Genomic DNA, 20,025 nt, shown 5'->3' on the forward strand with positions numbered 1-20,025 from the left:
GTAACATAGGTATCCAGTTGTGATTTATTTTATAAAGTACCCGGATACCTTCCATTGGTCACCATCCTTCATTTGGGTAACGGTCTCTATACTTTCATTTTTATTTTCAAAGGAGGTTTTAAATTGAATTACGATATACTCCCCATCAGGTGCTCCTGGAAGTGTTGTTTGGTATTCCGATGATATTACGTCCCTGCTGATTACTTCTCCCAAAGGAGGCACAATACCACTTAACTGTTGCGTCCATTGTTCCTTGGTAACCGCTCTTTGAAAAAGGGAAGCCGCATTATCCCAACTCTGGGAATAATCTTGGTCATAAATCAATCCCAGCCATCCCTTGGCATCCTGGATTACTTCCTGTTTTAATTCATTGGAAACGGTGGCCTCTGATTGGACATTTTCCACTTTTTCATTTTTCGGATCGGATTTACAGGATAATAGTCCGGTAAAAACTAAAAAGACAAGGTATTTGTACATTGATTTTTTCATGAATATATTATTTTTTTATGGGGTAACAATTCAACAGCACAAAATTTAAATTATGGATTGATTAAAATTTATAATAATGGCGTAATAATTATTTGGATGTGTATTTTTTTAGCATAGGGTATTTAGGCTAGTTTTTTTTGCTCCTATATAGTTCAATTGCTTTTAAGTATTTCAATCCGCCAGTCTCTGTTTGGTCGTGTATGAAACCATTCAATTCAGGATAATTTTTGTCAATCCAACGTACAATACCATCTCTGTTTTCAATAAATGTTGAATTGTTGAAAATAACATATTCTACGGTTTCAATACTGATTATTTTATCATTATCAAATCGGATAACTTGATTGGTCACAATGGGTTCTTCGTGAAGAAATGAGATTCTTTGATCGATTTTTGAAATCTTTGCTTTCACAATTTCACCCTCTTGCTCTATTTGAAGGATGTCGTATGTTGGATCAAATACAGAATCCCATTTCAACCATTCCATGTATTCTTGCAGAGAAAATATCTGTTCATAGTCATATTCAGTTTCTTTGGTCACAAGGCTATCGGTCAACAAGAGTCTTATTTCTGTTTTGTCAGAATGGTCCAAAGCCCTATAATATTTTTTGGCAATTTCAACTTTGTCAATTTCCTTTTCATAAAATTTACAGGAATTGAATCCGATTATTATAAGGGATAATATAATTATGATTCTGCTCATCGAATTTGTTGTTGTGTATTAAGTTACACCATCGTTGATAATGCCATAGATATCACCAGACAGCGCCACATTTAATGCCATAATGATAATTCTACCCAGCACGGAGAACCTTCTCCATCTTTCTTCCTTTTGCCAGTTCATCTACCAGCTTGTCCAAATACCGTACTTGTTGCGTTAAGGTATTTTCAATTTCCTCTATCCTATAGCCGCAGATTACCCCGGTAATGAGGTGGGCATTGGGGTTTAATTTTGCCCTTTGGAAGAATGTTTCAAAGGTTACCTTCTCAGCTATGAGTTCTTTTACTTTATCTTCATCAAATCCGGTAAGCCATTCAATAACTTGTTGTAATTCCTCTTTCGTTCTACCTTTCTTCTCCACTTTGGTTACATAATGCGGATAAACAGACGAGAAGGTCATTTTTGCAATGCGATCATTGTGTTCGGGTGTTGTTTTCATGATAAATACTCTAATATAAGCTCTGTTGTTTTATTTGAAATCAGGTTATGGCGTGCCGATAAATTCCATTTGCGTATCACTAACTTCAAGCATTACCATGTCCCCATATTTTAAGCCTTCAATCTTAGGAAGTAAAAGCTCCAATATGGTCGGGTTCTGAAAATGATCTGCTTTGGTGGTAGGATCTGGCATATAAATTAAACCCTCATAGGAAATTTCCTTAAATTGAAGCAAAACATCAAAAAAGTAAAAATTTTCCGGGGGAATGTAATTGGACCAATTTACATGTTCTAGAAAATATTTTGGATTTATTATTTTATAAATATTTGGAGCAATGTCTAAATTGATGGTCCCAAGAAAGTATGGACTTAGGTCCAAGCCTTTTTGTAAAAAATGTTTGTATTGGGCCTTTAAGGTGCCATGGGGATAGCGTGGGTCTTTCGCCTTCCCGGAAGCAACCCCATGACCTTGGCATACCACTGCATTAACTTTCATTATTCTTTACTCTTTTTAATTTCTTTACTAAGCTCCTATTGAAAAATGCCTTTAATAACAGACATCATGCTTGTGTCGTCCTTGTGCGGAAAAGCAGGGTAACCCCCTGTAAAATATATATCAGAGAGATATTATAACTATACATAGGCAACTACAGTTATTCTAAAGATAATGAAGTTATAATAATCGCAAAATAAATAATATTAATCGCTTTCAATTCTGAACAAATGACTGTTATGGCACGAGCCTGCCTTGCCGTAAGACAGGCGAACCGACGCGCCCGCGGGCGCAGCTATTCTATCGTCACTTCGTATCGGAAACGGCTAAGCCTGTATTCAATGAGGTATTTGCTCTACTAAAATGCTATTGTTGGCTTTGTCAAAGTAGGTACAGGTCATTTCTTCTATTAATACAACCCATTTTTTAATTCCTGATTTTGACGCATCATTGCAAAATGTAGGATAATCCGTTTTACCTTCTTGATGCGCTTTTAATTGGGTTTGAAATCCTTCCTTATTGGGTGTTTGTGCAATATTTAGGGTAGGGTACTTTGCAGCTAACCTTATGATATGGTCATTTACATCATAATAATCCGTATGTCCATCCGATACAAAAGTTTCATAATGGGTAACCCCTAATTTTTTTAGATCTTGAATATAAGTTGGAAAGTCTGCACCAGATTTTACTTTGCTGTGTGCTTTTCTTATTTGATCTGCCGTAAATGTTCTTTGTTGATTTTTCATAGTTAATAGATTTAATGGATTCACGAAACCATAATGTTGAATGCAGTTAAATGATGATCAACTATCTCGCTGTTTTACAATTATGTTTACTATGCAAAGGTTCAAGATCCAAAACAAGTGCGATTGTAAAAAATCGTTTTGTTATAGGAAGCGTTTAAAATTTTCCGGGGTTTCTCCAGTAAACTGTTTGAAATTTTTAATGAAATGGGCTTGATCAAAGAAATTGCTGTCGTAGCAGATTTCTGTCAATGAATTCCTTGTGTTGAGACTGTCAAGTATCTTGTTAAAACGTACAATTGAAGCGAATTTTTTAGGGCTCGACCCTACAATTTTTCTAAAACGCTTTTCAAACGGACTTTGACTGATAAATAACTTCTGGTTGAGTTCTTTAATTCTGACTGTTCCGTTGCTCTGATAAATGAGCTTAATAGCCTCTGCAATCAATTTGTCAGTTTCAATATCCTTAAGGTGTGATAACAAAAAATGTTCCACGACATTGATTCTTTCTTCTTCGGTTGTGGCTAAAGTTAATTTTTCCTCCGCTTCATTAACACTGTTTTTATCGAATATGTCGTCCAGTGAAAGACTTAGATTATATAATTCGTGAGCAGGAAGGGAAGTGAATTGGGTGAATCCAATTTCGGTAAAATATACTAGAATTGTTCCGATACCTGCCGAGTTTTTGAAGATTCTAAAGCTATCGGAAATCCCTGTTATTCCCGATGAATCGAGTTTGTTCTCTATATTTCCCTTTACGATGGAAAGTTGTCCTTTGTATTGAAATCCCATTACCAAACCTGATGGTGGAAAAACTTTATATTCGTTTTCCATTTCATTCTCAGATACAACGAGATATTTGATGTAGGGCCTTAAACTTTCATTCGGAAAATATTTATAGAACCGCATTTCTCTCTATGGTTAGTTTGCCTGTTACCAATAATTGAGTATCGTTAAAAGTACCTATATTCCGTTTTTATAAATAAAATAATACCTTTTTCGGCAACTCTATTCTAACGTCTTTCCCTTTGCTCGGAATACACCTTCTTCATCACTTCCGTTTTACCTTCATCCTCTGCCATGGCATGGGTGGTAAACATCATAACTCCGGTCGACTTCCCAGCTAAACCACCTCGTAATACCGTTTCAAAGGCTTCCTTGCTAACTATGCCAGGTTCATTGTAGGCCTGGACAATGGGCCATATTTTGGGGTAAGCATCAAGTTCAGCACCTATCTTTTTTCCAAACCATACAATGTTATCTTCCACCCAATTGGGTTCTCTCCCCATTCTTTGATGGTAGACCATTGGTGAAAAAACATCCACGGTTTTCTTTAGAAGATCGTAATTTAAACCCAGAATACGTTCCCTAGCACCGTTAAATTCGTCATCGTCCCAAGGACAATGATAAAGACCAAGAAGGGCGTTGGGTTTAATTTCGGATATAATGCTTTTCATGTTGGTAGTCCAGTCGTAAATAACCTCGCAGCGCCATTTACGCCAAGCTGGTTCATGGTTGGTAAGGATATATTCGGCCTTTTCCGAGGTAGTGGCATCTGGCAAACGTATATTGTAATCTTTTGAAAAGCTAATGAGACAATGTCTGCAAAAGCAAGTTTCCGGTAATATGGGTTCGGGGTCTTCAAATTGCGCGTGCCAGTGAACATAGTCCATCCAAACCCCATCCAGATCATACTCTATGAGTAAGTCGCGCAACTGATCAAAACGATATTTTCTAAATCCAGGTTCGGTAGGGCAGACACCCATAAACCAAGTGGCAGCCTCAACTCTTGCGCCTTTGTCATTTATGGCCCAGGCCTCTGGATGTGTATCCACATAACCTTTACCGTTTAGGGTGGCGAATTCGGCATAAACCTTGGCGCCTTCCGCCCTTGCACGGATAATCATGTCCTGGTTAATGGACCCGCTGTGGACAAATATGGCATTTACCCCAAGCTCATTAAGTTTATACCCTTTTTCCCAAAGGGGTTTGGGATTCCCATAGATACCTTTAATCTCTACGGTTTTAGTTGTAGTTGATCCACAGGATACAAGTCCGAGCGCGGAAATAAGGTATAGGTAAATATATTGGAGTTTTAGGTTAGTAGCCATACCTTTAAGTTTTTGAGAATTAATTTACAACTTCCTGTACAATATTGTAGCTTCAAAGTGCACAATAACCATGTGGATCTACCTATAATTGCTGCATTTTGTTCAATAAATGGGTGAAATTCCTATTTTATGCCCCCAAAGGCCCCAAAACACATATTCTTATGCAATATTTCTACTTTGCTGAAGCCTAGCTTTTTCATAAGGTCCAGCTGATAGTTCATCGATCTTGGAGAATCCTCTTTGTCCACATAGTCCAACACTTTTTTCCTGTAGTCCTTTCCGCCCAATTCTTCTAAATAGTCGCCATATCTTTCCCAAGTGTAATCATTGAGTATTTCGCTGTCCTGTGTAATTAGGTCAGAAATCATAAAACATCCTCCCGGTTTTAGTAGGCCATATATTTTTTTAAAGGTGGTTTCCCAGTCGTGATCGTCCCTTAGATGATGCAATACGGCTCCTGCCAGAATTATATCAAAATGGTTTTCCTTTAGGGGAACCTCTCTTACATCTCCTTTTACCACATGCACCTTTTTAGTGGTTTGGTTAGAAACCCTTTCCAAGGCCTTGTCCAACATGGGTCCACTTAGGTCCACCAAAGTACATTCCAAGTTGGGAAGCTTGGAGAGCATTTTTAGGGAATAGTTTCCCGCACCACAGCCAACGTCCAACAATTGCTGGGCATTGGGTACGATTCTTTTGGCCGCTTCGGTAATGAGCTCCAAGGAAATTTTGGCATCGATGGTGCTAAGTTGTCCTGTGTCCAAATTGGAAAAGCGCTCCACATCCTTATCGAACCGTTCCCTGATCTCCGCTATGGTAGATTTTTTCATTTGTTGCAAAGTCTATTTAATTTCTTATGATTCGTACAGTGCCATTATTTTTTCCCAAACGCTATCGCTTACCGGCATCCCGTTCTTTAAATTTTCTTCGCGGGTAAGGGCACTTCTTTCCCCGGGATAATAAATTTTGTCCCCGTCCTGCATGGGTTCCACGTCATGGGTATAATTGATAATTTCATTCAATAATTTTTCTTGCAACTCCTTGTCTTTAAAAACTTCTTGGTAAATGCAGAGGAACACTTGCGATATTCCCGTTTCAAAATCTTTTTGCCCCACTTTATAGGTCGAATTCCCAGCGGACAATAGAGTGGCCAACATATCCAAAATTATGGATAGGGCGGAACCTTTCCAATAGCCAATGGGCAGACCACGTTCCTTTAAGGTAATCTTTTCGGGATCGTTGGAAAGTTCGTCATTGGCATCCCACCCCCCTGGAAAGGGTAGTTTTTTGCCCCTAAGTTTATAGTCGTTAATTTTTCCAAAAGCGAACTGGGATATGGCCATATCCAAAACCACATGTCCTCCCTTCCTAGGAATGGATACAATGAACGGATTGTTGCCAATTCTGCTGTCTTTACCGCCCCAAGGCGGCATATTGGGCTGTGTATTGGTAAAGAGGATGGAAATACAGCCAGCATCCGCTGCCAACTTACCATAGGTGCCGCCTCGCATCCAATGATTGGTATTGCGCAAAGCCACTAGGCCCATGCCATGTGTTTTGGCCAATTCCACGGCACGTTGGGTACACTTGGTAGCATTGATGATTCCCGGACCATAATTGCCGTCCCACCGTTCTATACTACCAAAAGATTCCACTTTTTCTGCTTCGGCATCCACCTTAACAGAACCGTTTTCCACATATTCCAAAAATAGGGGTACACGGTTTATTCCGTGTGAATTTACCCCGGCCAAGGTGCTCTCGGTATAGGTTTTGGCAAGTAAGTGGGCCTTTTCCTCTAGGAATCTATATTTTAGGAACAGTTTGTAGAGTACATCCTGCATGTGTTGGGAAGTGATTTGCATGGTTCTTTATTTGTTAGTGTTAGATCGTAAACAACATTCCTTTATGCTGCTGTGATTTTATGTTAATCATGGTGATAATTTATTTTTCAATGATAAGATTTTCTAAGTACCTCAGTGATGAGGCTATTAAATTTTTCCGATTCTTGGCCTTTTCTTTAAAGGAAAGGAGGGTCTTTCTGTTTATCTGTCTTCCCTTAATAAAAATGGATGAAGGGTTTTCCAATGTGGATAATTCCATTAATGGGTTAAGATCTACCAGTAGCAAATTGGCAACCTTACCCTCTTCAATAGTTCCCAATTGGTTCATTATGGAATGCGTTTGAGCAGCATTTACCGTGGCCGTTTTCAATACTTCGTAATTGGAAAGTCCGGCCTCCTTGTAAAATGCAAGTTCTTTATGAATTGAAAATCCAGGCAGTGTAACCCCTATTCCTGCATCGGTTCCACATATAATTGGAACCCCGGCCTTGTGGAGTTCGGCAACGCTTTCCAAATGAAAATCGTGCTGATTCTTTATTCTATCTACCACACTGGAATCTTCCATCTTGGCATTGTGCCAGCGGTTAAACTGATTTTTACTGTCTACTTTTTTGATAAGAGGATTTATATAGGATAAGGGTTCCGCTTCTAAAATGGAATCATTCATCATCATCTGATAAATATTGTTGAACACCGTTAATGTTGGGCAATAACGGCTATGTTTTGAATTGGAAATGGAATCGATTATAGGTTGTAACTTAATAGTGTCTAAATTGAATTGCAAAGGTTGTTGCACAATTTCTTCGGCGTGTTCAATAGATTTGATCTGTGGATGTAAGTGATATGAAAAGGGCACTTTTTGTGAAGGATGGGCAACGATATCCAATTTGGAAATGGCAGCCTGTTCTATAACGGCATCAAATAGTGCCCTGTCCAATCCATAATAGGTTTTAATAAAATCATAGCCTCTGTCCTTATATGAAATCACTTTATTTTTGGCCTCACTATGACTTGTTAAATTTAAATTATCGTCACCTATAAATTCCGGCCCAGTGAGCTTTGGCCCCGTTGTGTAAAAGTGGGGGGAAAGTATTTTATCATTGTTTACATCATCCTTGATCCTCAAATGCATTGGCATACCCCATACATTTCTAACCGCAGTGACACCATTGGCAAGGTACAGTCCAAGTTCGTATTTATCCCATACGTGCACATGCATATCTATGAGTCCGGGGAGTAGAAATTTACCTTGGGCGTCAACAATCTCTACTTCTTTTTGGGGTAGGCTTTCGGTGATACTTTTAATGATACCATCTTGGATATACACCATTTTATTGGTCAAGACAGTATCTTGATGCATTGGGAGTATGTTTGCATTGGTTATAAGATAGGTCGAGTTATTGGAATCCGGTAGATTCTTTATTTTCAAATAACGCGTCCCCATTATGTCTAGCCACAAGGCAATGATGGCAGCTATAATTACCATACCAACAATCCCAAAGAAAATTTTCAAAAGACGTTTTAATAGTTTCATTTATCCAATAGGCGCTAAAATGATGGTGTAAAATTTAAATCGATGTTTTGGTAACTAATTTAGTAAATACATATCGAACCTGCCCAATTGAATTAAGAAATTGAGGCCTGTCAGGATTTCGGGTGTAGGAGGATTATACAGGATCGGAATAGTGCAGCACAAAAAGGAAGAAGTTTTTTCTTAGCAATAGGGGAGGGCCAAATTAAGATCTACACTAGCCATTGGTTCTAGCTTTCTTATTAGTAATCCGTAGATGAAATTGATGGGGAAAATAATTTGACCTAAAATTGATGAGAATACTGTTAAGGTTATAATTAGAGTAAGGTTATTGTTAAACTCGAACACCAAAATATTTTCTCGATAAAGTAGGCATACAACAAGCACATTAATAGTTCCGCCATAAGTAAAACCTATATGGTACCAATTAAGCCAATTGGATAAGGTTTTATTGGCGCTTCCCTTTATCCAATACCCTATATTGTCCAACGTCCTATTATACATTTCATGGTACTTTGGAAGGGATATTATTGTTTGTAAATTTTACCTTGATTTACCACTTCCAATCAGACGTTCTATTTATCAACTAATTTTGAGTAAATATCCAAACTGATAAACTCTCCGTTCTTAATTTCACAGTCTTTCATAGTACCTTCCCAATTGAATTTTAGTTTGGCAAGAGCTTTTTTACAATTCACATTTTCAGTCTCCACAAAACCTTCAATTCTGTGTAATCCTATATTAGTGAATGCGTAATTAAGGATTAGGGGCATCACTTCGCTCATAAGTCCTTTCCCCCAATTTTCTGGCATCAACCAAAAACCGATTTCAGCTTTTTTATTTACTTTACTGATATTGTTTAATCCTCCTGCACCAAGAAATCTGCCATCCTCTTTTGAGCAAATGGCCCACCAAATTCCAGTTTTATTTTTTTCCAGGTCGGCAAACCAGGTCATTTGTTCTTTAGTTGCTTCCATACTATTAAAACTAATTCCATAGTATTTAATAATATCGGGGTGTGACAGCCCTCTAAAAACATTTTCCAAATCAGAGTCAGCAAATTGTCTTAAAATTACCCTTTCAGATTCTAGAGCTGGAAATGTACTGTTCATTTTATGTTTGTTTTTTATTTATTTAAAGGATCATAATTGATTTTAGTTTCGTTTCCGTTGTATGAATCATTGAAACAATCCACTTTATCAATATTTTTTAATTTTTCAATTCGTTCAGAATCGGGGTTGGCAACCCATGCCTCCTTTATTTTATTGATAAACATATTGTCATCATCAGTTTTTTCAATGAATGCAATTATGTTTTCCTTGTTACTATTTTTTTAAGTCAATGTATCTGATACCTTTTCAAAATTAACTAATTGGGTTAAACTCCCGTAGTCTTTAAACTGTGTTCCAACTATTGATCTGAATGTTTTTGCTTACAACCTGTACTGATAATAACCGTAAATAGAATAAGTAATTTTATCATTTTAGGAGGGTGTAAATTTGATTTCATTTATTCAAAATGTTTGTTACGTCTATTCGTAATATTCTTCAAAAAAGGTCCTACAACAAACTCGTACAAGCTTGAGTTATGGTTTTCTAAACCTTAACTTTCGGTTTGGCACTGACGTTGGTAATTCCGATAGACCTTATGCATTGTTGCGTCTACGATTTTTTTAGTCATTTTGCTGTTATTTGATAGGGTGTTTCAGGAAAACCAAAAAGAATAGCTTTTTCCTCGTCAATTTCCTTAATTCCGATAAGTATACTTCTTTCTCTATTTTCATACATCGAAGCAAAATATGTTCCCTGAAGTTTTTCCAACACTAATTTCCGCCCCTCTATATCTAGTCTTTTGTTTAATTTAATTATTGTTGGATTATCCAAAATTTTATTAAACACGAAGGGGAATTTTTCATTATTCCATTCAGCATCGAATTCGAGGGCTTGAATTTGCTTTGCGGTCAAATCTGTTTTTGTAGGTCTTATTCTTTCGTAATCCGTTGCGATTTCTAAATCTTCTGTAAGAGATTCTGTTTGGCTAGTAACCGTATGGGTTTTTCCCATTCTGAATATTCTTATCCGATTTTTATTTATAAACACACATTTGGTTTCAGAAAATTTTTCATTCCTTTCATGTACTTTTTCTGTTAATCCGTCAACGCTTGTTTTCTCTAACTTAAAGTGAATAATTTGATCGTTTTCAAATTCAATAAATTCAGGCAAACAATAATCGGACCCTTTTTTTATCCTTAACCAAGTTCCATCAAATATCTCCACTTTATAAATCTTTATGACGTTTTCCCAACATAGAGCACAACGGTTGGGTAATTAAAGGAAGTAGAACAAAAACTGTTATTTGCTTTCCGCAAATCAGATAGCAAAACCTTTCCGATTTTAAGATCTCGGAAATTTGGACCTATTTTTTTGGAAAAGAAGCCCAAGCCTGCATTGCTTCAAAGGCTTTAACGCCAACATTTAAATCTTTTCCAAAAATTCCATCAATCTCATTTTGGCCTCTCGTTTAGCTTTTACAGGATCCAAATAGTTTCTGACAAAAAGCAAAGCGAAGAGGATATACAAGAATTGGCCATAATAGGTAGCGCATTATGACTTTAATTCTTCTCAAATGTAAGATAATCTGTACCTCCATTTCCACCACTAATATCTATGAGTTCTATTTTTGTAGCCGATTGCGAGATGAAATCCCAATCGTCATTTAGGTCCTCAAAGTCATTTGTTAAGTTGAAATTGATGTTAAAGTCTAAATCATCCTTACTATCATCATTGCTATTACTATCCGTTATACTCCATGTACCGTCATAGTTATTTGTTCCATTATTGGCATTTAAAACCCCTGAACTTTGAAAGGTAAAGTTGTATCCTGTGAAATGATTTAATTCATCTTTTCCAGAGTCAATAAATTTCGTTATTCTCCAAGTTCCATTTTGTACATTACTTTCTACGGTAGTCTTGGTGTTATTACCAGAATTGTCGTCATCTTTACTACAGGAAATTAGAAACAGTAAAGTGATTATACCTAAGGCTATAGAATTAAGTTTTGTTGTTTTCATCATTTTGTTTTTTAGAGGACATAAGCTTATCAAACTGTTTAAAGCAAAAACATCCGAATGCATTATTGAAACAGTGTCAAATGCTTCCAAATTGTTTCCGTAAAATAAAGATATTCAATAATTCTGTATACTATGCCTATATTTATTCGGAAACATCAAATCTTTAAAAGCCAACCGTGTTTTGCCCTGAATTTGGCCTAAATATTTCGGCTTGCCGTAGGTGTTTTATCAAGCTTGAATTTTGTTAAAACTATATTAATGTGATTTCTCCATTGCTGCATGGGCACTTTTGTAAAAAGGAATGTTGAGCAGCCATTTCTTATTCTTGGTCGATACACTAATGATAATCTCCTCGGAATTCTCCGATTCTATCTTTGCCTTTATTTTCGGGATAGCTTTTTCCGAAGGCATGAGTAGCCAAACAAAAGTGGCATCGGAAGTTATATCGGTAGTATATGAACTTGTTATATTGGGTTCAAAAATATTGTATTCCGGACTATACCATCCTTGGATTTCTGGTGTTTCCTGCCCTTTGATGAACTTTGGGTTGGTTTTTTGCCTACCTACAGGAATAATTGCGAGGTTTCCCCTTTCATTAATTGTCTTCACAATGGACCTTTCTTTTTCTACCTTGTTATCAGGATGCCAGTGCCAAAGGGCTTCAACGGTACGTGGCCTGTCTGTTGCAACGCGGTCTACCACCACCCAAAATTCTCCACGAACATAGAAAACTGCACGGCTGTGTTTTGCATTGCCTTCCAAATCCATAAACCCATCAAAAGAACTGCTGGCATAGTCAAAACTTGTTGTTATTTTATACTGTTCTTCTCCCAATGGCTTTTCCGCCAGCGGTGGTCCATTTACCTGACCCTTGCCATCTATTAGTAAAATATTGTGTGCGGCACTGCTTTTGGCATAGGGACGGAATTTTTCGGCTACTTCCCCAGTATATGCAAATCTACCCGAGTCTACCAGAAAATCCTTTCCATAGGCTGAAAGGGAAATGTGCAATTTGTCATTGTGTTGATGGCCACTGCCCCATGGCCCTATATCAAAGAAAGACCAATGGGCATCCCGGTCGAAGCCACTACGGGAAACAAAATGCCCAGCCCAAGGATAAAAATAGGAGGGGCCGTCCCCAGGTCGGCGACCTGTTTCTCCATTGGAAACGATGTATTCCCAATCTTCATGACCAAATTTTTGAGCGCCCTGCATTATAAGGCTGTGATCACTGCCCCTATCTCCGTCATTGTTCATTATTCTATAACCACTTGGCCTCACCATATGGGCAATGTAACCGTACATGGCCTCAATGGTACGGTTGTAGAAATTAGGCAACTTCCTATTGGCGCTTTCGCAGATTTCCTTGAAAAGTTCAAAATTATACAAGGATACATTGTGGTAATGAGAACTCAATTCGGTTTGTGCCCCATCGGAATATACCTGATCTTTCATGCTTTGGGTCATGGTTGCAATAGCATAGTCCAACCATTCTTCAGAATTTTTATATTCTGGAAAATAAGCGGCAACAGTTGCTAAAGCAGAAATTTCCATGGTGAGCCAATTATTGCTACTGTGAAAATATCTATTGTAATGGGCATGATCGGGCAGGCTACTGAGCAGTAACAATTGGGTGGCTGGGGAAATATATTCGCTTTCCAATAAGCCATAAAATATTTTAGTCCATACTTTGGCCCTGAAAGATACTTCCAAGCCCCGCCATACCGAAGTGCTACTTTTTACTCCGGGATAGGGCATTCCCATTACGATGAAATCTTTTAAAAACAGATCTACATATTGGGCATATTTTGGGTTGCCTGTTTCCAGATAAGTGTGGAACACACTGCTTAACTGACTGTGCCTATTGGAAAGCCAAGCCCATTCCTTGTCGTTATTGGGACCTTTATAGTACCAGTCCCGATGGCCATTACTTAGGTAAGGTACTTTTCCCCTGACATTCTGCACTACAAAAACATTGTTTAAAATGGTATCGGTTTCCGCTATACTAATGTTGGTTTTTTTAGGTAGCGTTTTACGTAGGTCCAATGCCGTATTGGCATTTTCATAATAGTCCAATAGTTCATGGCACGCCATTACTATATTACCGCTGTCATGTGCTTGCTTTACTTTCTCCAACCCGGGATAGTCAAGATTAAATTGATCCAGCATTTTGGCCATGGTCCAAGGGTACAAGGTGCATACTTCCTCAACGGTACTGATGGCTTTCCAATTTTCCTGCGCGGTAACATTTTTTTGGATGCAGAAGATGAAAATAAATAGTGATAAGAGCTTGGTAACCTTGAACATGGGCTTATGGCTGACTAAATTTGTTTATGGCGATGGTCTTGGCAGGATCTGCCTGTGTACTCCAAATGTGTAGCTTTCCTTCCTGATCTACCTGAAGTCCAACGGCCGAATTAAAATCGACCCCATTATTACATACAAATGTTTTGGAACGGATCTTCTCCATAATGGGCTTAAAAGATTCAAGTTTGCTCACAAGGATCAAATCTGCTGTACCTAGATTATCCTTCTTATAAAAACCTAGGGCGTAGATGGCGGTACCGTCTTTGATAAGGTTTATGGCCTGGTAACCTCCCCATTCCTCGGGCGCAGTAAAACTATACAGGAATTTATGTTCTCCATTATTAGGTTTTATATGGTAGAAATCCCAGTTGCGGGAATCCCAGTTGGCCACTATAGATAAGTAACCATCGTCTATGGCCAGTAATCCCGTTGCTCCGGCGGTTTGCCGTTTAGGTTCGCCTTCCCTGGCTATGGTAACACTGGGCTGGGCCATGGCCATATCATTATTTTGGTAATTGTAAAGACAAACCTTGGAAGTGGTCTTTAAAATATTATCCTCTATGCCGGCAATCATATAAGGTTCACTGACTTGAATCCCCCCGGCATGCCGGAAAGGATCTTTCATTAGCGTAAATACGGATTCAGTTTTACGGGTGGTTAGATCAATTTGTAATATGTAGGCCTTGGATTTGGAACTCCCTGAAACCAGTAGTTTTTCTGTTCCGTTTTTAGTTATGAGTTGCACCCCTTGAAAATGACCATGGCGGTGAGGCACTTTAATTCTGTTGTTAATGGGGATCACTTCCGGTTCCACACTTATTGCATCAAAAGCTTGGCGTACATTGGCTAGCTGCTGCCCGAAACCCAGTATTGGATATACCAAAAGGTTGGCAATAAAAAAAATCCTTAAGAATCGACTTAGTGTGTCCAAGACAAAATCAATTTAGTTATTATCAATTTTTTTAGCTTCTTTATGGTATACCATCGCCATAAACAAAAATATAACCAAGGCATGCCTATTCAATTTCAACCTAGGGGGCCAAAGTCCTATTGTTTTGAAATGTAAATATGGGCAATTTTTATAGTTTAAAGGATTAAATATCTATCTTGGAACTGTTTTTTTTCAATTTTTATCCAAAAATTCCATTATGTTCAAAATATATAAAGCTCAAGTCCTTACTCTGGCAATAATGCTAATGTTCTTATTTAACCCCAGTAATGGTTGGTCCCAAAGCAATTATTCCATCTTGGATTTTTGGAAATATTATTCGGATGCAGGGAATCAACTTTACAAACAGCAGACCGAAATATCCTTTCAAAGTCTTATTAAACGAAAGAAATCCATATCGAAGCTGCAATCGAAAAATGATTGGGAAGGTTATCAGCAAGTAATAAAAGAGAGGTTGCACGCCTCTATAGGTGACTTTCCCGTAAAGACACCGTTAAATCCTGTAATTACCAAAAGGATTAAAAAGGAGGGTTATAGTGTAGAAAAATTATATTTCGAATCTATGCCAGGGGTAAAGGTAACAGCAGCTTTTTTTATACCTCAGGGAAAAAAGAAGAACTTGCCTACCATAATTTATTGTAGCGGCCATAGTGATTTGGCATTTAGAAGTGATATTTATCAACATGTTATTCTCAATCTGGTGAAAAAGGGCTTTGCTGTTTTTGCATTTGATCCCTATGGGCAAGGGGAAAGATCCCAGTATTTTGATGAAGAGAAAGGGAAATCGCGTTTTGGGCCTACCAAGGAGCATTCCTTTCCCGGGGCGCAGCTATTTTTAAATGGAGCCTCTACAGCCAAGTATATGATATGGGATGGCATAAGGGCCGTGGATTATTTACTTAGCCGTAAGGAAGTGGATCCCAACCGTATTGGTATTACTGGTAGGTCTGGAGGGGGAACTCAGTCTTCCCACATTGCGGCCTTCGATGAGCGTATTAAAGCTTCAGCCCCGGAATGTTATATCACAGGTATGGAATATCAATTAAAATCTGGAGGCCCACAGGATGCTGAGCAGAACTTTCCCAGAAGTATTCTACTTGGTTTGGACCATGCCGATCTTTTAGAGGTAAGGGCCCCCAAACCAACTTTGATGATCACCACAACCCGTGATATTTTTAGTATTCAAGGGGCACGGGATACCTATGAGGAAGCTCAATTGGCTTATAACGCTTTTGATAAGTCGGAAAATCTCAGGATGGTAGAGGACAATGCTGGGCATCAATCTACACTAAGAAACAGGGAAGCCATGTATGCTTTTTTTCAAAAGCATTTGGATAATCCGGGAGATTCCAAGGATGAAGAAGTTACTATTTTTCCGGTGGAAGAATTGTATGTAATGGAAACGGGCCAACTTTCAACTTCGGTAGGCAGCAAATTTTTGTTCGACGTGAATAGCGATCTGACCAAGAAAAATATGGAGGTATTGAAGGGGAGCAGACAGAATATGGACCAACATTTAATCGATTTAAAACAAAAAGTAAAAGCAATTTCGGGTTATACAGAAAATAACAAGAAAGCAAAATTGATATTTTCCGGACAAACAGAATTTGAAACCTATTTTTTAAATAAATATCTGATAGTTGAAGAAGGGGACAAAATAATTCCGTTGGTAACCTTTGTACCCAAACGACCAATGGGTAGTTCTGCACTTTATTTGGATAATATGGAGAATAAGGAGTCGGACGAAGTTTATGACCTTCCCATAGAAATGGCCAAAAAAGGTATTACCGTAATTGTCCCTGATCTTCCTGGCTACGGAGAATTGGGGCCTGGGTATTTGAAAGGTGATGCCTATTTTGAAAACACTTCCTATAATCAATGGTTTGCAGGGATCTTGAACGGAAAAAGTACCATTGCCTTACATGTGGAGGCCATAGGAACGCTGTGGGAAGTTTGTAAAACAAGTTTGAAATTGAACGATAAGGAATTTATGGGAATATCTAAAGGGGGCTTTAATTCCAGTTTGTTGCACGCTGCTGTTTCTGGGGTGAAATTTTCAAGAATGTTGTTTTTGGACCCGATACCTTCTTTCCAATCCGTTGTTTCCAACAAGGACTATGCCCCAGCTCATATCCCTTTTACCGTGGCCGGGGCTTTACCACATTACGACTTGCCCGATTTGACTGCCGCCTTGGCCCCAAATAAAATAATGATATTTCAAATGAACGATGGTGATGTTGCTAATTCCAATTTCTTGGAATCCTATGATTTTGTGAAGGAACATTATAAATCCTTGAACAAGGCCAGTAATTTTGCCATAAAAAAGATTGATTTGGACGAGGGAACAATGGATCCCCTGGATAAATTCCTATCCAGCTTTTAAGGGGTTGCCCATTGGGCAGCCATTAGTGTCATAAAATAAATCCAATGCTTACATGGCGTATTTTGGACAAAGTAACAGGAAGGCAAATTACTTTATAATTCAACTGGAGTTGGGCTAAAAACCCATATTGATTGCAGAATATCACCATACCCATTGTAAAGTAAAAATCGGGAAACTTTATAAGGTAGAAATCAACTAATTTATAGCTGTGCCTGCGGCTGATTTTGAAGTCGGGGGTCTTTGGATTTAATAGTGACCGGCCTATTTTCCATAACCTCTGCAATTCTCTCCATAGTCTCCAATTCCAACCTGTGCATAGCTTCATGAGTATAAAATGTTAGGTGGGGCAGTAGGATAACATTGTCCATTTCGTAAAGCCTTTTCAACGGATGGTCCGTTTTATTCAATGGCTCTTGGCTATAGACATCAAGTCCGGCACCGGCAATCTGCTTTTTCTCCAAGGCATTCAAGAGTGCCATTTCATCTATCAAGGCGCCTCGGGCAGAATTGATAATGATAGCGGTTTCTTTCATTACTGAAAATTCCTTTGCCCCAATCAGATGTTTGGTTTCTTTGTTTAAGACGGCATGAAGAGAAATAAAATCACACTCCTTAAGCATTTCGGTGAGGTCTTCATATTTTTGAATCCCACTTTTTTCCATATCCTCTTTGGATCTGCTTGGGTCATAACCAACAACTTTAGACCTAAATCCCAAACCAGCCATCCTTGCCATACTGCTTCCTATTTTTCCACAACCAATGATACCAAGGGTTTTTTCCGCAATATCCACTCCCAGCCATTCCCTGCTAGGCCATACCCAGGCTTTGCTGTTCATTTGTTTTTGTAAGGTAGGCAGCTTTTTGGCCAGTGCAATAAGCATGGCAAATGCCCCTTCTGCTACGGTCTCCTCTGCGTATTCCGGAATATTGACTACTACTATGCCCCGCGCGTTGGCTGCTGGGATATCTATAGCATCTATTCCAACCCCATATTTTATTATAGCCTTGAGCCTTTTTGCAGAATCTATGACATTCTTGGTAATAGGGGTGTAGCACATCAAAAGGATGTCGCAATCCTCTATTTCCTTTGTTAGAATATCTTCAGATACCCCGTCCGGGAGCACTACCAGATCATGTCCTTGGTCCCGAAGAGTTTGGTCTACATATGGAGTTTCCAGCTCCATATCGGTTCTTACAATCTTCATAATTACTGTAGGTAAGTATTGGTTTCTGTAAAATAGCGGTTTAAATATTGAAATTCGCTTAAGAACAAATGTAAAAAAGCAGTAGGAATTAAATGTAATATTCAGAGGAATGTTTAATTTCCTTTAATACAAAGGTGCTATTGAGAACACCGATATTTTCAATTTTTGATAGCTTGGTCTTTACAAAATCATGATATTCCTCAAGACTTCTTGTATGGATTTTTAATATAAAATCTACTTGCCCGGCCAAATGGTAACATTCCTGCACCTCATCCAAACTCTGTACCTGTGCCTCAAATTTCTCAATAAAGGCTTCGTTGTGATACCGCATGGACACTTGGCAAATAACGGTTATGGAGCGGTCTATTTGCTTTTTGTCCAGAATGGCCACATATTTTTTAATAATACCTTGTTTTTCTAATCTACGGACTCTTTCGTAAACGGGTGAGGGGGTAAGATTAAGGATAGCCGCTATTTCCTTTGCCGTTTTTTTGGAATCTTTTTGTAAAATCCTTAGAATGGTAATATCGGTTTGATCTAATTGCTCCATAGTGAAGAAAAAATTACTTTAAAATTTATATTCTTATAACAATAAAAGTAAATAAAACTTTTAAAATATTATAATTAAGGGATATTTACTTAATTATTTGTGATATTTAATATTGGATATTGTATTTTGTAATTTCGACAGTAATTAACACTTTGGTTAAATTAGTAATAAAAGGACATTATGAAAGCAAAAGTTCTAGTAATTGGGGCCAATGGACAATTGGGTACTGTACTGGTAAAAGAGTTGCAACATCATCATGGTTTAGACAATGTGGTGGCTACCGATATAAAGAAAGCCCATAATTTTAAAGAGACCTTTGAAGTCTTGGATGCAACAAATAGAATAGGTTTAACGGAGGTGGTTACCAAATATGGCATTACCCAAATTTATCATTTGGCGGCAATTTTGTCTGCCAAGGGCGAAGAAAATCCCTTGGGGACTTGGGATCTTAACATGAGAATGCTTTTTAATGTCTTGGAAGTAGCTAGAATCCACGAGTTGGATAAGGTGTTCTTTCCAAGTTCCATTGCCGTATTTGGAGAAGATGCCCCATGGGTCAATACACCCAACAATGCCTTTCTAAATCCAGCAACCGTTTATGGAATGAGCAAGGCGGCGGGAGAACAATGGGCTCAGTATTATTTTATAAGATATGGTTTGGATGTAAGATCCCTTAGATACCCTGGTGTCATAGGTTACCAATCCTTGCCTGGAGGCGGCACTACGGATTATGCCGTAGATATTTTTCACAAAGCCGTCCTGGAAGAAGAATTTGTATGTTTTCTTAATGAAGATACCACTTTGCCTATGATCTTTATGGATGATGCCATAAGGGCAACTATGGAATTAATGGAGGCTCCTAAAGAGAATATTAAAATAAGAACGGCATATAATCTGGCCGGAAGTAGTTTTTCTCCAGAGGATATTGTCGCTGAAATCCGAAATTACTATCCAGAATTCAAGGTAAAATATGAACCGGATTTTAGGCAGGACATCGCTGCCCGTTGGCCAAAATCTATAAATGATGTAGAGGCAAGCCTGGATTGGGGATGGAAGCCCGAATACGACCTGGAAAGGATTGTCCGTACTATGGTCCAGAAACTAAAAGAACAGTATATTCCACATGAATAGCCCCTTTTTGGACTAAATAAAAAACAAAATGCCTAGACTAGTTTTGGGTGTAAAAAAGAAATA

At 38.2% G+C, this 20,025-nt stretch carries 19 protein-coding genes; 2 read left to right on the forward strand and 17 right to left on the reverse strand.

What is annotated here, in order from left to right:
* Nucleotides 1–24 precede the first annotated feature (24 nt).
* The 15 genes from B9Y87_RS17110 to B9Y87_RS17185 form a co-directional block, all read right to left on the reverse strand.
* Nucleotides 25–489 (reverse strand): DUF4019 domain-containing protein, encoded by a 465-nt coding sequence (locus tag B9Y87_RS17110; RefSeq protein ID WP_085500199.1) that lies wholly within the window; start codon nt 487–489, stop codon nt 25–27.
* Nucleotides 490–616: 127 nt separating this feature from the next.
* Nucleotides 617–1,192, reverse strand: coding sequence for a hypothetical protein (locus B9Y87_RS17115; RefSeq protein ID WP_085500200.1), 576 nt, complete (start codon nt 1,190–1,192; stop codon nt 617–619).
* A 91-nt stretch (nt 1,193–1,283) separates the two neighbouring features.
* Nucleotides 1,284–1,649, reverse strand: coding sequence for a DUF2200 domain-containing protein (locus tag B9Y87_RS17120; RefSeq protein ID WP_085500201.1), 366 nt, complete (start codon nt 1,647–1,649; stop codon nt 1,284–1,286).
* Between the two features lie 45 nt (nt 1,650–1,694).
* Nucleotides 1,695–2,144: a hypothetical protein gene (locus B9Y87_RS17125; protein ID WP_085500202.1), complete on the reverse strand. Its 450-nt coding sequence runs from the start codon at nt 2,142–2,144 to the stop codon at nt 1,695–1,697.
* Nucleotides 2,145–2,479: 335 nt separating this feature from the next.
* On the reverse strand, nt 2,480–2,887 hold the full coding sequence (locus B9Y87_RS17130) for a DUF1398 domain-containing protein (protein WP_085500203.1): 408 nt from the start codon (nt 2,885–2,887) through the stop codon (nt 2,480–2,482).
* Nucleotides 2,888–3,028: 141 nt separating this feature from the next.
* The gene (locus tag B9Y87_RS17135; protein WP_085500204.1) at nt 3,029–3,793 is read right to left on the reverse strand and encodes a helix-turn-helix domain-containing protein; all 765 of its coding nucleotides are present in this window, start codon (nt 3,791–3,793) and stop codon (nt 3,029–3,031) included.
* Between the two features lie 104 nt (nt 3,794–3,897).
* Complete coding sequence (locus B9Y87_RS17140) at nt 3,898–4,995, reverse strand: hypothetical protein (protein WP_085500205.1); 1,098 nt, start codon at nt 4,993–4,995, stop codon at nt 3,898–3,900.
* A gap of 122 nt (nt 4,996–5,117) precedes the next feature.
* A complete protein-coding gene (locus tag B9Y87_RS17145; protein WP_085500206.1) occupies nt 5,118–5,825 on the reverse strand; it encodes a class I SAM-dependent methyltransferase in 708 nt (235 codons plus the stop codon).
* A gap of 24 nt (nt 5,826–5,849) precedes the next feature.
* Nucleotides 5,850–6,857 carry a 3-dehydro-L-gulonate 2-dehydrogenase gene (gene yiaK / locus B9Y87_RS17150; protein ID WP_085500207.1) on the reverse strand — a complete coding sequence of 336 codons (1,008 nt, stop codon included), beginning with the start codon at nt 6,855–6,857 and terminating at the stop codon, nt 5,850–5,852.
* A gap of 79 nt (nt 6,858–6,936) precedes the next feature.
* Complete coding sequence (locus B9Y87_RS17155) at nt 6,937–8,349, reverse strand: amidohydrolase family protein (protein ID WP_245808736.1); 1,413 nt, start codon at nt 8,347–8,349, stop codon at nt 6,937–6,939.
* Between the two features lie 593 nt (nt 8,350–8,942).
* Nucleotides 8,943–9,479: a GNAT family N-acetyltransferase gene (locus B9Y87_RS17165; RefSeq protein ID WP_085500210.1), complete on the reverse strand. Its 537-nt coding sequence runs from the start codon at nt 9,477–9,479 to the stop codon at nt 8,943–8,945.
* 564 nt (nt 9,480–10,043) lie between these two features.
* Nucleotides 10,044–10,643, reverse strand: coding sequence for a hypothetical protein (locus B9Y87_RS17170; protein WP_085500211.1), 600 nt, complete (start codon nt 10,641–10,643; stop codon nt 10,044–10,046).
* A 335-nt stretch (nt 10,644–10,978) separates the two neighbouring features.
* Nucleotides 10,979–11,440, reverse strand: coding sequence for a hypothetical protein (locus B9Y87_RS17175; RefSeq protein ID WP_245808737.1), 462 nt, complete (start codon nt 11,438–11,440; stop codon nt 10,979–10,981).
* Between the two features lie 252 nt (nt 11,441–11,692).
* On the reverse strand, nt 11,693–13,744 hold the full coding sequence (locus B9Y87_RS17180; protein WP_085500212.1) for an alginate lyase family protein: 2,052 nt from the start codon (nt 13,742–13,744) through the stop codon (nt 11,693–11,695).
* A gap of 4 nt (nt 13,745–13,748) precedes the next feature.
* Nucleotides 13,749–14,675: a hypothetical protein gene (locus B9Y87_RS17185; RefSeq protein WP_085500213.1), complete on the reverse strand. Its 927-nt coding sequence runs from the start codon at nt 14,673–14,675 to the stop codon at nt 13,749–13,751.
* A 217-nt stretch (nt 14,676–14,892) separates the two neighbouring features.
* Between B9Y87_RS17185 and B9Y87_RS17190 the strand changes: the two genes are divergently transcribed.
* Nucleotides 14,893–17,076 carry an alpha/beta hydrolase family protein gene (locus tag B9Y87_RS17190; RefSeq protein WP_085500214.1) on the forward strand — a complete coding sequence of 728 codons (2,184 nt, stop codon included), beginning with the start codon at nt 14,893–14,895 and terminating at the stop codon, nt 17,074–17,076.
* Between the two features lie 200 nt (nt 17,077–17,276).
* Here the strand turns inward: B9Y87_RS17190 and B9Y87_RS17195 are convergent, their stop codons facing one another.
* Nucleotides 17,277–18,281, reverse strand: a complete 1,005-nt coding sequence (locus B9Y87_RS17195; RefSeq protein ID WP_085500215.1) for a 2-hydroxyacid dehydrogenase — start codon at nt 18,279–18,281, stop codon at nt 17,277–17,279.
* Nucleotides 18,282–18,369: 88 nt separating this feature from the next.
* Complete coding sequence (locus B9Y87_RS17200) at nt 18,370–18,831, reverse strand: Lrp/AsnC family transcriptional regulator (RefSeq protein ID WP_085500216.1); 462 nt, start codon at nt 18,829–18,831, stop codon at nt 18,370–18,372.
* Between the two features lie 180 nt (nt 18,832–19,011).
* Here B9Y87_RS17200 and B9Y87_RS17205 point away from each other — a divergent pair, with 180 nt between their 5' ends.
* A complete protein-coding gene (locus tag B9Y87_RS17205) occupies nt 19,012–19,962 on the forward strand; it encodes an NAD-dependent epimerase/dehydratase family protein (protein WP_085500217.1) in 951 nt (316 codons plus the stop codon).
* Nucleotides 19,963–20,025: the final 63 nt, after the last annotated feature.

The organism is Arenibacter troitsensis (genome assembly GCF_900177645.1).
In the GTDB taxonomy this organism is placed as follows: Bacteria; Bacteroidota; Bacteroidia; order Flavobacteriales; family Flavobacteriaceae; genus Arenibacter; species Arenibacter troitsensis.

Bases quoted from the DNA above. Each gene is read 5' to 3' on its own strand.
- B9Y87_RS17110 (WP_085500199.1), bottom strand. From the start codon at position 489: ATGAAAAAATCAATGTACAAATACCTTGTCTTTTTAGTTTTTACCGGA.
- B9Y87_RS17115 (WP_085500200.1), bottom strand. From the start codon at position 1,192: ATGAGCAGAATCATAATTATATTATCCCTTATAATAATCGGATTCAAT.
- B9Y87_RS17120 (WP_085500201.1), bottom strand. From the start codon at position 1,649: ATGAAAACAACACCCGAACACAATGATCGCATTGCAAAAATGACCTTC.
- B9Y87_RS17125 (WP_085500202.1), bottom strand. From the start codon at position 2,144: ATGAAAGTTAATGCAGTGGTATGCCAAGGTCATGGGGTTGCTTCCGGG.
- B9Y87_RS17130 (WP_085500203.1), bottom strand. From the start codon at position 2,887: ATGAAAAATCAACAAAGAACATTTACGGCAGATCAAATAAGAAAAGCA.
- B9Y87_RS17135 (WP_085500204.1), bottom strand. From the start codon at position 3,793: ATGCGGTTCTATAAATATTTTCCGAATGAAAGTTTAAGGCCCTACATC.
- B9Y87_RS17140 (WP_085500205.1), bottom strand. From the start codon at position 4,995: ATGGCTACTAACCTAAAACTCCAATATATTTACCTATACCTTATTTCC.
- B9Y87_RS17145 (WP_085500206.1), bottom strand. From the start codon at position 5,825: ATGAAAAAATCTACCATAGCGGAGATCAGGGAACGGTTCGATAAGGAT.
- yiaK (WP_085500207.1), bottom strand. From the start codon at position 6,857: ATGCAAATCACTTCCCAACACATGCAGGATGTACTCTACAAACTGTTC.
- B9Y87_RS17165 (WP_085500210.1), bottom strand. From the start codon at position 9,479: ATGAACAGTACATTTCCAGCTCTAGAATCTGAAAGGGTAATTTTAAGA.
- B9Y87_RS17175 (WP_245808737.1), bottom strand. From the start codon at position 11,440: ATGATGAAAACAACAAAACTTAATTCTATAGCCTTAGGTATAATCACT.
- B9Y87_RS17180 (WP_085500212.1), bottom strand. From the start codon at position 13,744: ATGTTCAAGGTTACCAAGCTCTTATCACTATTTATTTTCATCTTCTGC.
- B9Y87_RS17190 (WP_085500214.1), top strand. From the start codon at position 14,893: ATGTTCAAAATATATAAAGCTCAAGTCCTTACTCTGGCAATAATGCTA.
- B9Y87_RS17195 (WP_085500215.1), bottom strand. From the start codon at position 18,281: ATGAAGATTGTAAGAACCGATATGGAGCTGGAAACTCCATATGTAGAC.
- B9Y87_RS17200 (WP_085500216.1), bottom strand. From the start codon at position 18,831: ATGGAGCAATTAGATCAAACCGATATTACCATTCTAAGGATTTTACAA.
- B9Y87_RS17205 (WP_085500217.1), top strand. From the start codon at position 19,012: ATGAAAGCAAAAGTTCTAGTAATTGGGGCCAATGGACAATTGGGTACT.